Origin of the sequence: Halosolutus amylolyticus (assembly GCF_023566055.1) — an archaeon.
Classification (GTDB): domain Archaea; phylum Halobacteriota; class Halobacteria; order Halobacteriales; family Natrialbaceae; genus Halosolutus; species Halosolutus amylolyticus.
The window spans coordinates 99,176-111,737 of record NZ_JALIQP010000006.1 but is presented as its reverse complement, the minus strand read 5'-3'; the positions used below and the strand labels follow the sequence as shown (position 1 = coordinate 111,737).

Genomic DNA, 12,562 nt, shown 5'->3' with positions numbered 1-12,562 from the left:
TCACTCCTCCACGACGATCGTTCCGTGCATGGTTCTGTGGCCCTGGCCGCAGAACTCGTTGCAGATGATGTGGTAGGTCCCCGGTTCGTCGAACGTCATCGGGACGACCCACTCGTAGCCCGGAAGCACCTGCAGGTTGATCTGTTTGCTGAGCGCCTCTTCCGGCCGGAGCGAGAAGCCGTGCTGGACGTCCATGGAACTGAGGTGGATATCGTACTCGGTTCCGGCCTCGAGTACGACCGGCGCGCCGTCCCACTGGAAACGCATCGCGTTGATGTAGACGTCAGTTCCCGGCGGGACGAGGCCGTCCTCGGTCTCGGTGGCCGCCTCCTTGTAGGCGTCCATCTTCTCGCGGTACTCCTCGCTGTCGACGCGATAGGTCTCGCCGATCGGGTTCTGGTCCCCGACGCGCGTCCAGGCGCTCATCCAGCCAAAGAGGATGAGCGACCAGCCGACGCCCAGTCCGAGCCAGATGGACTCTCGCCTGTTGACCGGTTGGTCCCACCAGTTGCCGTCCGGGGGTTTGATCGGTGACGTCATCGAATCACCCCATTGGAACGGAAAAGACGTCGATCCAGCCCCACGCGACGTACGACAGCGCGAAGAACGCGAGCGCTGCGGCTGCGAGTAGCCAGATCCGATCGTAGAGTCGTTGCATCACCGGTACCGATTCACTCGATTGTGACGGAGGCATGGCGTCGTTCGGCCGGGATTCGTTGCGGTACCTGCATATCCATTGTCCCGCACATATTCCCCCGGAACTGGCTTCGACGACGGCCCGAACACGGCGATTCGGCTCGGCGTCACGAGTGCGCGATTCCGGTTCCGGAAGGCCGGCAACGGGACCGGGCGAAAACAGCGACAGAACGCCGGCGTCAGACCGCGGCGACGTACAGCTGGCCGAGTCCGGCGATTATCAGCACGACCCCAGCGACGCGGACCACCCGATCGACGTAGCCGGCGATGCGACCGGCCCCGAGCGCGTAGCCGAACGCCGTCGCGACCGTGACCGCGACCATGAGCGTCCCGAACCCGGCGGCGTACGTCCCGAGCACGAGCGCCGTCTCGAGCGGCGGCATGGTGAGCGATCGAAACGCCAGTCCCAGGAACACCGGGAGGACGCAGGCCGTCGCCGCGAGGGCGTACATCGCGCCGAAGAGGCCGAATCCCAGGACCGTCGATCGGCGCTCGGGCAGGAGGACGTGGACGGCACCGCTCCCGCCGTACAGCACCCACGCGCCGAGCACGATCAGGGCGACGCCGACCCCGTACTCGAGCAGGGGCAACGCCCGTCCGACCGTCTCGCCGGCGGCGATCGCGGCGATCGACAGGAGGCCGAGGACGCCCATCGCGCCGACGGCCGCCGCGAGGCCGCGAGCGAGCGTGCCCGACAGCGGCGGGGTCGTCTCCTCGCCGGTGGCCGCGACGTAGTAGCCGACGTAGCCGGGCAACAGCGCGTACGCACACGGCGAGAAGAACGTCGCCACGCCGATGCCGAGGGCGAACAGCATCGTCCCGAGGAGTTCGCCGCCCGCCACGTTACTCACCCCCGGCCGCGTCGATGGCCGATCGAATCTCGTCGGCCGATTTTCTTCCGCGTCCGGACCAGGTCACGACGTTGTCCGCGTCGAGGACGAACGCGTACGGCACCCCGGAGCCGTCGAGCGCTTCCGTCAGTTCGAGGTCGGGGTCGAGCGCGACCGGCCAGTCGCCGTCGTGCTCGCGCCACCAGTCCGCGACGTCCTCGCGTGTGATGGTGTTCCCGATCGGTTCGCCGGTCACCGAGACGAACTGGACGTCGCCGTCGACGTCGTCGTGGACTCGCCCGAGGGGCTCCATCATGTCCTGACAGACGTTACACCAGGTGGCGAACAGTTCGACGAACGTCACCCGGCCGGGTTCGGGTATCGTCGCGGTGCCGGCCGTACTCCCTGGCGCGTCGATCGTCTCGAGTTCGATCGGGTCGACCGCCGCGCCGCTCTCGAGGGGGTTCCACTCGCCGACGGCGATCGCGCCGCCGCCGAGGGCGGCGAGGCCCGCGGCTCCCGCGATGACCTCGCGACGGCGCATGGATTACCACCCCTCGACGACGGCCCGGGCGGCGTCGACGATCTCGTTACCACCCGGAGAGCCACCCGTCCAGGCGCGTTCGACGAGGCCGTCCTTGTTCACGAGCAAGATTAGCGACGTGTGGGTGATGTGTCGATCGTGGTCCATCTCGTCGTGGTCCATCTCCTCGTCGTCCGACTCTTCGCCGTGGTCCATCTCCTCGTCGTCCGTCTCGTCCGACTCCTCGCCGTGCTCGAACGCCACCCCGAACGTGTCCTCGACGATCGCCTTGGCGTCTTCGTGGGTGTCCGGCCGCAGGAAGTACCAGTTGCCGGCGTCGAAGTCGACCCCGTACTCCTCGCCGTACTCTTCGAGCACCTCGGCAGTGTCGTACTCGGGATCGAAGGTCATCGGGAGGAACGCGATCTCGTCCTCGTACCCTTCCTCGTGGGCGTCGTCCTGGACGCGGCGCAGGGCCGCGGTGAGGCCGGGACAGACGGTCGTACAGCTGGTGTAGACGAACGTCAGCATCAGGTGCCGATCGCCCTCGAACTCCGTGGTCGTGACCGATCGGTCGTGGAGCGGGGCCGGCACCGTCGCTTCCGGAATCCCCTCGCCGTAGATCGGATGCGGGAGGTCCGCCTCCTTGATCCGATCGTGGTTCTCCGGCGGGTCGAGAACGAGGCCCTCGGCGGCCCCGCTGGAACTGCTCAGCTGCGAACAGCCCGCGAGGGACGCGCCGAGCGCCGCCGCTCCCGCTGCGCGGAGTACGGTTCGCCTGTCGATGGGTGTGGATATTGGGGTCATGATCTCGAGTGGATCTTCGCGTTCGGGAGGGTAAAGCGCCGTCCGGATTCCCGATCCCTTAGAAATCGACGAATAAGTTCGGGTCGATTCCGACGTTCACGGCGGCGAACGGTCGGCCCGGGTCGGGGCCGATGACGGATCGACTCGACGAGCGAAAAGTGGGACGGGGCGATCACGGACCGTCCTCGAGGACGGGTCGGGTCTCCTCGTTGAACATCTCGATCGCCCGGGCGGCCTGTGAGGGCAGTTCCTCCTGGGGGTCGGTCATCGCGGGTTCGTCGTCGGGGTCGGGCCAGCCGACCACGACGCGGCCGATGTTGCCTGCGACCTCGTGGGAGGTACAGACCTGCTGGGTGTCCACGTAGTCGTAGACGCCCTCGCGATCGAACGTGTGCTCGTACTCCGAGCCGACACCGCTCATCCGATCGCTCCCCCAGGTCTCGACGCCGTCGGGTGTCCGGTGGGGCCCGTGGCCGTCCTCGTGGTAGGCGGTGACGTCGTGGCGCCCCGTCTCGACGAGCCACTCGACGGTCCCGCCGGGAACGACGTGGACGATCTGCGGTTCGAACTCGGGGTAAGGCTGGGAGTTCGCCGTGACGGTGATCCGCTCGGCGGGCGTCCCCAGCTCGCCGGCGTTCTCGGGCGGCTGCTCGTCGCCGTCGCTCGCGCGATCGGTCGGGTCCGCGAGACAGCCGCCGAGGGCGACGCCGATCGCGAGCGCGGACGAGCGGAGCACGTGGCGGCGGGACGTGAGTGTCATGGTGGGAGAGGGGTCGCGGGATCGTGGTTCACCCGTGCGAAATCCCGACGGGGAGCCTTACGGATCCTCGTCGTAGACGTCGGGGTTCTCTTCACCCTGGACGTCGATCACGCCGAGTGCACCCTTGTGGACGACGCGGCTGAGTGCGTGGTCGACGATCTTGACCGGGCCGGGGACGGGGAACTCCATCTCGCCGGCCGCGGTCGTCCCGGGGGCGATCGGGGCCGTCTCGATGTTGTTGTCGGGTTCGGAGAGCAGGTCCCCGTCGCGGTAGTAGTTGCTCCAGACGTTCCCGATCGGGTGCCAGGAGCTCAGCAGGTTCGGCCCGCCGTTGGCGAAGTAGACCCGGGCGGTCTCGCCCGTGTTGGCCTCCATCGGTCCGACGCCGTCCTCGGTGAAGCCGTAGGCCTGGCCGTTGAACACCACGTAGGTGGGCTCTTCTTTCTTCATGGCGTCGAAGTCGAAGCCGTGGTGGCCTTCCTCGCCGACTTCGCCATCCGTGTAGATCTCGTGCTGGCCGAGGTAGAACTCGTGGTCGACCTCGGGGAGGCCGTCCTCGGGTTCGACGAGGATCGAGCCGAACATCCCGGAGCTGATGTGCTGGTCCATGTTCGGGACCGCACAGTGGTAAATGAACGCCCCGGCGTACTCGGCCGTGAAGCTGATCTGCGTGGGGTCGTCACCCGGGGCGAGCGTCGTGGCGTCCGCACCGCCGCCGGGACCGTAGACCGCGTGGAAGTCGACGTTGTGCATGTCGATGTTCATGTCGTCCGGGACGTCGAACGTGAGGTTCACCGTGTCGCCCTGGCGGACCCGGACCATCGGACCGGGGACCTGTCCGCCGAAGGTCATGTACTCGAAGGTGACGCCGGGCTCGATTTCGGCGGTCACGCGCTCGGTCTCGAGCGTGATGTCGTGCGTGCGGGGCTCGTCCCAGTCGACCGGGTCCGGGATGTCCGTGGGGTCACGGGCGATCCGATCGACGTCGACGTCCTCCGCCGGCGGTAACCCCTCGTCCGTATCGTCTTCGGAATCTGTGCCCGTGTCGGCCGGGTCGCTGGTTCCCGTACAGCCGGCAACTGCGACTGCACCGGCCGCGCCCATCGCCTGCAGGAACCGTCGTCGGTTGGTATCGGTTGGGATCATTGTCTTCACTTGGGTATAGGGGTAGACGTATGTTCAACCGTACCGGCGATTCCCATACGATAGCAATCGAATCGCCGATTCCCGCCATATCGTGGTCAGTTAAGTACCCTTCCCTGTGGATACCGAAGCCGATCGGAGCTGGACCGACTCTCGCGGCCGCCTACCCGGCGATTACGAGCGTCTCGACGACGATCGCGAGGAGAATCGCGCCGAGGTAGTAGTTCGACGCGAAGAACGAGCGCAACGCGACCTCGTCGGTGGGCACGCGGTACTGGCGGATCACCGAGCGGAGGAAGACGGCACCCAGCGCGACCGACGTGGTCGCGTAGACCCAGCCGAGCCCGGCCAGCCAGCCGAGGACGCTCGTGGCCAGCAACGTCGCGCCGAGGTAGAACATCACGTGTCGACGCGCGGCGAGGACGCCCTCGACGACCGGGTACATCGGGAAGCCGCCGCGTGCATAATCGTCCCGGTACGCGATCGCGAGGCTGTAGAAGTGGGCGGGCGTCCACAGGAAGATCACGCCGGCGAGGGCGATCGCGGGCAGGCCGACGCTCCCGGTGACCGCCGCCCAGCCGATGAGCGCGGGGAGTGCTCCCGCGCCGCCACCGAGCACCGTGTTCCAGGCCGTGTTCGGCTTCAGGACCACGGTGTAGAGGACCGCGTAGTAGCCGATCGCGGCGAACGTCAGCGCCGCCGCCAGCACGTTGACCCAGACCACGAGGACGGCCATCGATGCCGCGACGAGCGCGACGCCGAAGGCCAGCGCGTTCCGGGCCGGGACGAGGTCGTGGACCAGCGGCCGATCGGCCGTGCGGTTCATCCGCCGATCGCGGTCGCGCTCGTAGACGTGATTGAAAGTTCCGCTCGCGCCGATCGCGAGGACGCCCCCGGCGAGCGTCGCGATCGCGGTCGTCGCATCCAGACTCGCGCCGGTCAGCGTCGCCAGCCCCATTCCCGCGACCGCGACGAGACAGAGCAGCCACATCAGCCGCGGTTTGGTGAACGTCAGGTAGGCGCCGACCGTCTGGCGCAGTCGGGCGAGCCAGTCGTCCGGCCGATCGCGACGGATCGGCCCGTCCCCGGAACCGCCGTCGGTGCTCGTTTCAGAGCCGGTTGGCGATCGATCGGGAGCGACGGAACCGGCCACCTCTTCGCGCGCACTGTCCTCCAGCGTCACGACGAGCGCGACGAGGAGGCAGGCGAAGATGACCATCGCGAGCGCGAGGTGGATTCGGTTCGTGACGGCGGGGCCCCCGACGACGATCGCGGCGCCGAGGACGACCTGGACGGGAAAGAGGACGACCGCGGTGCCGACGAGGCTGGTGACCCGGCGATCGGTGTCTATCCGCCGAGTCGCGAGGCCGGACGCGGCGACGAGGAGGCCGGTCACGAGGGCCGCCACGCGGTGGCCCCAGAAGAGAAGGTGGTCGCCGGAGAGCGACCCCAGCGTCGGGTCGGTCGAACAGTTCGGCCAGGTCGTACACGTCGCTGCACCGTCCGTCGTCGAGACGGCGGTCCCGAGCGCGACGAGAACGTACGCAGCGATCGTCGTCCCCGCGAGCAGGTTCGCGAACCGTCGTCGGTCGAGTCCCTCGTTCATCTCGTATCGATCGTCATCGTGCCAGTCGTCATCGTGTCGGTCGTCGCCGCTATCAGTCAGTGGTTCGATGCCGCCTTCGCGGCCCCCTCGATCGCGTCGGGAAGCCGATCGGTTCGGTCCGACGGCGATTCGGCCGCCGATACTACGCCTCTACTTTCGGGAACCGGGCGACGAACTCGTCCGGGGCAACCTGTTCGACCTCGTAGCCGTCGGCGTCGAAGGCCTCGACTTCGGCCTGGAACTCGTAGAACAGCGGCTTGGGTTCGTGGTCGTTGACGATCGTCAGCGTCTCACCGGGCTCCAGGTCCTCGAACGTTTCGTGGATCTTCGGATGGCGATTCACCGGCGGCACGTCCCTGACGTCGAGTCGTGTCATGCAGTCTGTGGTCACCGTCGCAGTCCTTTCGATATTTGCCCGAACACGTTCGCGAAGGTCGTCACGCAGGCTACGCCTGTTCGATCAGCACGTGCCAGACGTCGCCCTCGCGTTGCTCGCTCTCGTGCTCGAAGCCGCGTTTCTCGAGCACGCCGTAGAGCGGGACCGGTTCGAACGGGGCGATCAGCCGGAGTCGATCGTCCGCCCCGAGGTCGTCGAGGGCGGCCACGATGTCGTCGAACGGTTCGCCGTCGATTTCGCGCACGTCGAGTGTTCGTTCGGTGGGCGCTGGATTCGCCGTCATCGATCGGTCGTTCGGGACGGTGACGGTTGGCTGTTCAGGCGAACGTGTTCGAGCCCCGCGATCCGGGCGGCTGGCAATCCGTGAGTCGACAGTGCGCCCACCGACTACCACGACCGGCTCACCGGGATGGGTGATTCCCACGTAATAGGAATCCACCGAATATATTCGGGGCCACGGGTACGTAGGTCCGACTAGAACACGATCGTATGGCACAGGCAACGCTCACCCTCACGATGCCCGAACAGATCTGGATTCAGCAAGTTTCGACGGCCCACCCGGAGTCGACGTTCCGGGTTCTCGCGGCCGTTCCCAGTTCGGAATCGGGCTTCGCACTCGTCCGGATTGCCGGCCCCGACGTGGCCGAGGTGCTCGACGACATGAACGAGCATCCCCAGATCACCGAACTGACCCTCGCCCAGTGGAGCGACAACGAGGCGACCGTCCACTTCGAAACGACCGTCCCGCTGTTGCAGTTCTCCTCGCGGGAGTCGGGGATGCCGATCGAGTTGCCGGTCGAGATCCAGGACGGCGAGGCGACGATCGAGGTTACCGGCTCGCGCGAACGGCTCGCCGAACTCGCCGAACAGTTCGAGCACTTCGGGCTCCAGTACCGGATCGAGCACGTCCGGGAACGGCTCCACGAGAGCCAGTTACTGTCTGAACGACAGCTCGAAATCGTCGTCGCCGCCGTCGACGAGGGCTACTACGACACGCCCCGGTGCTGTTCGCTCACGGAACTGGCCGACCACCTCGACATCGCGAAGTCGACCTGTAGCGAGACGCTCCACCGCGCCGAGGAGGCGATCATCAAGCGGTTCGTCGAGGACGTTCCGAGCGTCCCCGACGAGGAGGCCGGTCTCGAGGAACAACTCGCCAGCGACTGATCAGTCGGCCCGCGTCGCGAGCACGAGCAGGGCCGTCGAGTCGGCGAGCGCTTTCGGCGCGATATCCTGTGCCCCGTCGAACCGCGCGAGTTCGCCCGCCGCGACCTCGTACTCGTCGCCGTCGAGCGACACCGAGAGCCGTCCCTCGAGGACGTGCAGTACGATCTGCCGATCGGGATGCTGGTGCGGTGCGATCGCTTCGCCCGCCTCGAGCGCGAGCCTGATCGTCTTCGGTTCTCCGTCGAAGACCTGCGCGTGCGGCGTGCTCTCCAGGGCGTCGAGCGACTGGACTGCAGGCGACTCGTCGTCGGATCTGTGGTCGGTCATCTAGGCGACCGTCGGTCCGCCGTCCGAAAGGGCATTTGGCCGAACAAATTCGGTCGAACGCCGTTCGATCGGCCGTCGTCGAAGCCTCGAGTTCCCCAGTGAGTGACTGTCACCTGATACCACATACCGGAGTTCGCAAGCACCGGTTATTCGACGGTATTATAAATGGCCGAACCTGTTCGCATCGATTCTCACGCGTTGGAAATCGGCTCAACACTTCAACCGGGTCTAGTTATGAGACGGGGGTAGAGTACAGAGACATGTATTCAACTACGTGCCGGCATGCAATTACATCGGACCACCGTAACCATTGTCAGGGGTGTTCAGGGTAGATGAGTACGGACGACGACTCGTTCCACCCGCTCGGCGAAGAGTGGGAGAACGAACTCGAGGGACTGCTCGACGACACCGAGTACGACAGCGACCTCGGGATGCAGATGGCCCAGGACGCGATGGCCGTCACCAAGGGCGAACTCTCGGAAGCCGAATTCCACGAGAAGTATCACGAGGACGTGATGGAGGAGTTCGGCGTCGACGATCGCCCGACCGAGGAGGCCTACGAACGGGCCCAGGAAGAAGGGAAGGGCACCGTTACCCGGATGCTCGAGAAGTTCGAGGGCGACGGCGAGGAGAGCCGTCGCGACGCGATGAAGAAGATGGGTGCCGGTGCGGCAGCCGTCGGACTCGGCGCCTGGGGCACCGCAGAAAACGGTAAGCAAGCCAGCATCGGCGCGGCCGAAGAGGAAGGCCACGGCGCTGGCGACGACGAGGGTACCCAGTGGGGAATGGTGCTCGACCTCGAGCGCTGTGACGGTTGTCTCTCCTGTGTCACCGCCTGTAAGGAGGAGAACCAGCTCGACCAGGGCGTCAACTGGATGTACATTCTCGACTACGAGGACTCGACGCCCGGCGGGCGCAACCGCCTCATCCGTCCGTGTCAGCACTGTACCGACGCGCCGTGTGAGAAGGTCTGTCCGACGACGGCCCGTCACACCCGCGACAAGGACGGGCTCGTCCTGACCGACTACGACATCTGTATCGGCTGTCGCTACTGTCAGGTCGCCTGTCCGTACGGCGTCAACTACTTCCAGTGGGACGAACCGGACGTCTCGACCGGGGAGATCGCGGATATGCACGACGCCGAACCCGGCGAAGAAGGCGACCACATGACCGACGATCGGGGTCGCTGGGTCGACAGCCGCGCCCCGCGAGGCGTCATGAGCAAGTGTACGATGTGTCCGAGTCGCCAGGACGGCCACAAGGGCGAGGAGAAGGTCGGCACGACCGCCTGCGAAGACGCCTGTCCGCCCCAGGCGATCAACTTCGGGGACATGAACGACCCCGAGAGTACGCCGCAGCAGTACCTCGCGAACGTCGTCCAGGGCCGCGCCCGAAACAAGGTCGAAGGACAGAGTCCCAGCAAGGACGACGTCAGCGAGTCCTACGCGTTCCTCGAGGGCGAGATCGATCTCCTCGAGATGGACTACAGCGAGAGCGACTGGGACTTCGACGAGATCGAAGCCGCGCTGTACGTCCAGGGCGAGGTCAGCGACGACGAACTCTCGCTCGAGGAGGAGGACCTCCGGGAGGCCCTCACCGGCATCCTCGAGGACGAGTTCGGTGACGAACGCTCCGAGGACGAACTCGCGACCATCGTCGACGCCCTCCTCGACGAGGGCGAGGCCGATCAGGACGACCTCGATCGCGCCAACGACGCGATGGACGCCGTCGTCACGAACGCCGAAGAGAGCGTCCAGGGCGTCGTCGATCGCTACGAGTCCCGCGAGATCACGCCCGCCGAGGTCCAGGAGTCGCTGGAGATCCTTGACGGCGAAGAGGAACCGTGGGTCTCCGAAGCCGGGATCACCGACGAGGGGACCGCCCGGGACGTGCTCGAGAGCTACGTCGGCGACGACGCATCGACGTTCAAACTGCTCGAGGACGTCGGGACCCACCCGAACGTCACCTACATCGGAAACGAACCCGGTCCGGAGGCCGAACAGGTCGAGGGTCCGGTCGCCTACGAAGACGTCGGCCTGACGGACAACCGCAAGGAAGTCCTCGACGAGGGGACCGTCGGTGACGCGGGGGTGTCGCTATGAGCACCAAGACGCCGAGCGAAGCGGACATCCTCCGTCCGATCAACACCTTCACGAAGAAGTACATCGCGCTGTTCGGTGTCTGTGCGCTCGCCCTCGGCGCCTTCCTCGTCGCCTGGGCGTACCAGCTGCAGAAGGGTCTCGTCGTCACCGGCCTCTCCGACTGGGGGACCGGCGGTGGCGTGACCTGGGGACTGTACATCGGCGCGTTCATCTGGTGGGTCGGCATCGCCCACGGCGGCATCATCCTCTCCGCAGCTGTCAGGCTGCTCGGGATGGACCGGTACATGCCGGTCGCCCGCCTCGCCGAACTGCTGACGATCGCCGGCCTCTCCGCGGCGGGATTCTACATTCTCGTCCACATGGGCCGCCCCGATCGGATGGTCACCAGCGTGCTGGGTCACTACCACATCACCGTCAACAACTCGCCGCTGGTGTGGGACGTGACCGTCATCACGGCCTACTTCGTGCTGACCGCGACCTACCTCGCGCTGACGCTCCGGTACGACATCACGCGCCTGCGTGACCAGTTGCCGGATCGCTTCGAGCCGATCTACAAGTTCATGACCCTCGGCTACAGCGAAGAAGAGGACCAGATCATCGAGCGGATGGTCTGGTGGCTCGCGCTCGCGATCATCATCATGGCCCCGCTCCTGCTCCACGGCGGTGTGATTCCGTGGCTGTTCGCCGTGCTGCCCGGGATGCCCGGCTGGTTCAGCGCAGTGCAGGGCCCGCAGTTCCTCACCATCGCCCTCACATCGGCGATCAGCGGCGTGATCCTCGTCGCGGCCGCCTTCCGGCGCGCCTACGACTGGGATCACATCATGACCGACGACGTCTTCCGCGGCCTGCTCCTGTGGCTCGGGTTCTTCTGTCTGCTCTTCCTCTGGCTACAGCTCCAGCAGAACGTGGTCGGCCTCTTCAAGGCACCGCTCAACGTCCTGCACGCCCAGGAAGCGACCCTCGGGCATCCGCTGTACCTGCTCTCGATGGGCATGGTCTTCGGGACGCTCGTCTACATCTTCTCGCAGGCGGTCCGTCCGTCCCTGTTCACGCGACAGCGCGCAATGGTCGCCGGCGTCCTGGTGCTCACCGCGACGCTGATCGAGAAGCTCCTGTTCGTCGTCGAGGGCTTCTACCACCCGACGTTCATGATCTACGAGGCAACGCCCGGCGAGTACTTCCCCAGCGCGATCGAGTGGCTGTCCCTCGTGGGAACGGTCGGCCTGGTGACGCTCATCTTCCTGAGCGTCTCCAAGGTCGTGCCGGTCGTCGAACTCCACGCTGTCGAACACCTGCGTGGCGACCACGGACACGGCCACGAACAGGAATCGGCACACGACAGTGCCAGCGAGGCTGAGGTGAAAGCATGACTGCAACCGCAACACTCGCGACCGCACTCTCGTGGGTACTGTACCACGGCTACGACGGAACCGAGGGCCTCACCGGCTTCCCGAACATCGGTACCTGGCTGATCTTCGCGGTCATTCTGGTTCCGGTGTACGTCATGATCGCCGCGTGGTTCCTCGGTGAGCCACGCGACACGAAGACCGGACTGCTCGGCGTGACGTACCTGGTCGGGATCACGGCCCAGATGTGGATCGGGATGTTCATCCTGACGATGCTCATCGGGATCGTCTTCTACGGCGGGATGCCCGAACCGATCGGCGCCGTGGGCCCGTAGACGCCCTCGCGCTGTCGACCGCTTTTTTCGCGCGCACACTCGTCGCCCAGCGTCGCGACCGGGACCCGTCGCGTTCGAACCGGTCACGCCGGGGACGACAAGGACCCTGAAATCGCATGCCAAATGACGACAAAGGTTCCGGTGGGGGTATGGGTGTGCTCAACACACTCGTCTCCACCGTCCTCTACCACGGCTACGATGGGACGGCAGGGCTCACCGGGTTCCCGAACACGGGGACGTACCTGATATTCGGGGTCATCCTGGTCCCGGTGTACATCATGGTGGCCGCGTGGTTTCTCGGTACGCCGCGGAACACGAAGACCGGCCTGCTCGGCGTAACGTACCTGGTCGGGATCACGGCCCAGATGTGGATCGGGATGTTCATCCTGACGATGCTCATCGGGATCGTCTTCTACGGCGGGGTGCCGGAGCCGCTCGGCCCCGTCGGCCCGTAACGGCGCCGGCCGATCGCGATCGTCGCCCGTCCCGGGAGGCGTCTCGCGTCCCCGGAGACGCGGGTTCG

15 protein-coding genes are annotated in these 12,562 nt (G+C 66.1%); 5 read left to right on the top strand and 10 right to left on the bottom strand.

The genetic code is table 11. The features are described from left to right. The 9 genes from MUN73_RS19810 to MUN73_RS19770 all read right to left on the bottom strand — a co-directional run bounded on the left by MUN73_RS19810 (position 1) and on the right by MUN73_RS19770 (position 7,045). Positions 1-540, bottom strand: coding sequence for a cupredoxin domain-containing protein (locus MUN73_RS19810; protein WP_250142246.1), 540 nt, complete (start codon positions 538-540; stop codon positions 1-3). A gap of 335 nt (positions 541-875) precedes the next feature. Continuing rightward, positions 876-1,538: a cytochrome c biogenesis CcdA family protein gene (locus tag MUN73_RS19805; protein WP_250142364.1), complete on the bottom strand. Its 663-nt coding sequence runs from the start codon at positions 1,536-1,538 to the stop codon at positions 876-878. Position 1,539: 1 nt separating this feature from the next. Further along, a complete protein-coding gene (locus MUN73_RS19800) occupies positions 1,540-2,070 on the bottom strand; it encodes a TlpA family protein disulfide reductase (RefSeq protein ID WP_250142245.1) in 531 nt (176 codons plus the stop codon). Positions 2,071-2,073: 3 nt separating this feature from the next. Next, a complete protein-coding gene (locus MUN73_RS19795) occupies positions 2,074-2,856 on the bottom strand; it encodes an SCO family protein (protein ID WP_250142244.1) in 783 nt (260 codons plus the stop codon). 172 nt (positions 2,857-3,028) lie between these two features. Next, positions 3,029-3,616, bottom strand: coding sequence for a cupredoxin domain-containing protein (locus MUN73_RS19790; RefSeq protein ID WP_250142243.1), 588 nt, complete (start codon positions 3,614-3,616; stop codon positions 3,029-3,031). Between the two features lie 57 nt (positions 3,617-3,673). Continuing rightward, positions 3,674-4,762, bottom strand: coding sequence for a copper-containing nitrite reductase (gene nirK, locus MUN73_RS19785; protein WP_250142242.1), 1,089 nt, complete (start codon positions 4,760-4,762; stop codon positions 3,674-3,676). A 160-nt stretch (positions 4,763-4,922) separates the two neighbouring features. Further along, positions 4,923-6,365 (bottom strand): heme o synthase, encoded by a 1,443-nt coding sequence (gene cyoE / locus MUN73_RS19780; RefSeq protein ID WP_250142241.1) that lies wholly within the window; start codon positions 6,363-6,365, stop codon positions 4,923-4,925. Between the two features lie 142 nt (positions 6,366-6,507). Next, entirely contained in the window at positions 6,508-6,741 is a 234-nt protein-coding gene (locus tag MUN73_RS19775; RefSeq protein WP_250142240.1) for a DUF2249 domain-containing protein, read from the bottom strand. A 70-nt stretch (positions 6,742-6,811) separates the two neighbouring features. Next, on the bottom strand, positions 6,812-7,045 hold the full coding sequence (locus tag MUN73_RS19770) for a DUF2249 domain-containing protein (protein ID WP_250142239.1): 234 nt from the start codon (positions 7,043-7,045) through the stop codon (positions 6,812-6,814). Positions 7,046-7,251: 206 nt separating this feature from the next. Here MUN73_RS19770 and MUN73_RS19765 point away from each other — a divergent pair, with 206 nt between their 5' ends. Continuing rightward, positions 7,252-7,929 (top strand): helix-turn-helix domain-containing protein, encoded by a 678-nt coding sequence (locus MUN73_RS19765; RefSeq protein WP_250142238.1) that lies wholly within the window; start codon positions 7,252-7,254, stop codon positions 7,927-7,929. Here MUN73_RS19765 and MUN73_RS19760 read toward each other — a convergent pair whose 3' ends face one another. Next, positions 7,930-8,256 (bottom strand): cupin domain-containing protein, encoded by a 327-nt coding sequence (locus tag MUN73_RS19760; RefSeq protein WP_250142237.1) that lies wholly within the window; start codon positions 8,254-8,256, stop codon positions 7,930-7,932. Positions 8,257-8,588: 332 nt separating this feature from the next. On the opposite strand from MUN73_RS19760, the gene MUN73_RS19755 reads away from it, so the two are divergent. The 4 genes from MUN73_RS19755 to MUN73_RS19740 all read left to right on the top strand — a co-directional run bounded on the left by MUN73_RS19755 (position 8,589) and on the right by MUN73_RS19740 (position 12,494). Continuing rightward, entirely contained in the window at positions 8,589-10,358 is a 1,770-nt protein-coding gene (locus MUN73_RS19755; RefSeq protein ID WP_250142236.1) for a 4Fe-4S ferredoxin N-terminal domain-containing protein, read from the top strand. Beyond that, positions 10,355-11,728 (top strand): NrfD/PsrC family molybdoenzyme membrane anchor subunit, encoded by a 1,374-nt coding sequence (gene nrfD, locus MUN73_RS19750; RefSeq protein WP_250142235.1) that lies wholly within the window; start codon positions 10,355-10,357, stop codon positions 11,726-11,728. Before MUN73_RS19755 ends, nrfD begins: the two co-directional genes overlap by 4 nt. Continuing rightward, positions 11,725-12,039, top strand: a complete 315-nt coding sequence (locus tag MUN73_RS19745) for a hypothetical protein (RefSeq protein WP_250142234.1) — start codon at positions 11,725-11,727, stop codon at positions 12,037-12,039. The genes nrfD and MUN73_RS19745 overlap by 4 nt, the downstream gene beginning before the upstream one ends. 149 nt (positions 12,040-12,188) lie before the next feature. After that, positions 12,189-12,494, top strand: coding sequence for a hypothetical protein (locus tag MUN73_RS19740; RefSeq protein ID WP_250142233.1), 306 nt, complete (start codon positions 12,189-12,191; stop codon positions 12,492-12,494). Positions 12,495-12,562: the final 68 nt, after the last annotated feature.

Coding starts and splice junctions, on each gene's coding strand:
- MUN73_RS19810 (WP_250142246.1), bottom strand. CDS start 540: ATGACGTCACCGATCAAACCCCCGGACGGCAACTGGTGGGACCAACCG.
- MUN73_RS19800 (WP_250142245.1), bottom strand. CDS start 2,070: ATGCGCCGTCGCGAGGTCATCGCGGGAGCCGCGGGCCTCGCCGCCCTC.
- MUN73_RS19795 (WP_250142244.1), bottom strand. CDS start 2,856: ATGACCCCAATATCCACACCCATCGACAGGCGAACCGTACTCCGCGCA.
- MUN73_RS19790 (WP_250142243.1), bottom strand. CDS start 3,616: ATGACACTCACGTCCCGCCGCCACGTGCTCCGCTCGTCCGCGCTCGCG.
- nirK (WP_250142242.1), bottom strand. CDS start 4,762: ATGATCCCAACCGATACCAACCGACGACGGTTCCTGCAGGCGATGGGC.
- cyoE (WP_250142241.1), bottom strand. CDS start 6,365: ATGAACGAGGGACTCGACCGACGACGGTTCGCGAACCTGCTCGCGGGG.
- MUN73_RS19775 (WP_250142240.1), bottom strand. CDS start 6,741: ATGACACGACTCGACGTCAGGGACGTGCCGCCGGTGAATCGCCATCCG.
- MUN73_RS19770 (WP_250142239.1), bottom strand. CDS start 7,045: ATGACGGCGAATCCAGCGCCCACCGAACGAACACTCGACGTGCGCGAA.
- MUN73_RS19765 (WP_250142238.1), top strand. CDS start 7,252: ATGGCACAGGCAACGCTCACCCTCACGATGCCCGAACAGATCTGGATT.
- MUN73_RS19760 (WP_250142237.1), bottom strand. CDS start 8,256: ATGACCGACCACAGATCCGACGACGAGTCGCCTGCAGTCCAGTCGCTC.
- MUN73_RS19755 (WP_250142236.1), top strand. CDS start 8,589: ATGAGTACGGACGACGACTCGTTCCACCCGCTCGGCGAAGAGTGGGAG.
- nrfD (WP_250142235.1), top strand. CDS start 10,355: ATGAGCACCAAGACGCCGAGCGAAGCGGACATCCTCCGTCCGATCAAC.
- MUN73_RS19745 (WP_250142234.1), top strand. CDS start 11,725: ATGACTGCAACCGCAACACTCGCGACCGCACTCTCGTGGGTACTGTAC.
- MUN73_RS19740 (WP_250142233.1), top strand. CDS start 12,189: ATGGGTGTGCTCAACACACTCGTCTCCACCGTCCTCTACCACGGCTAC.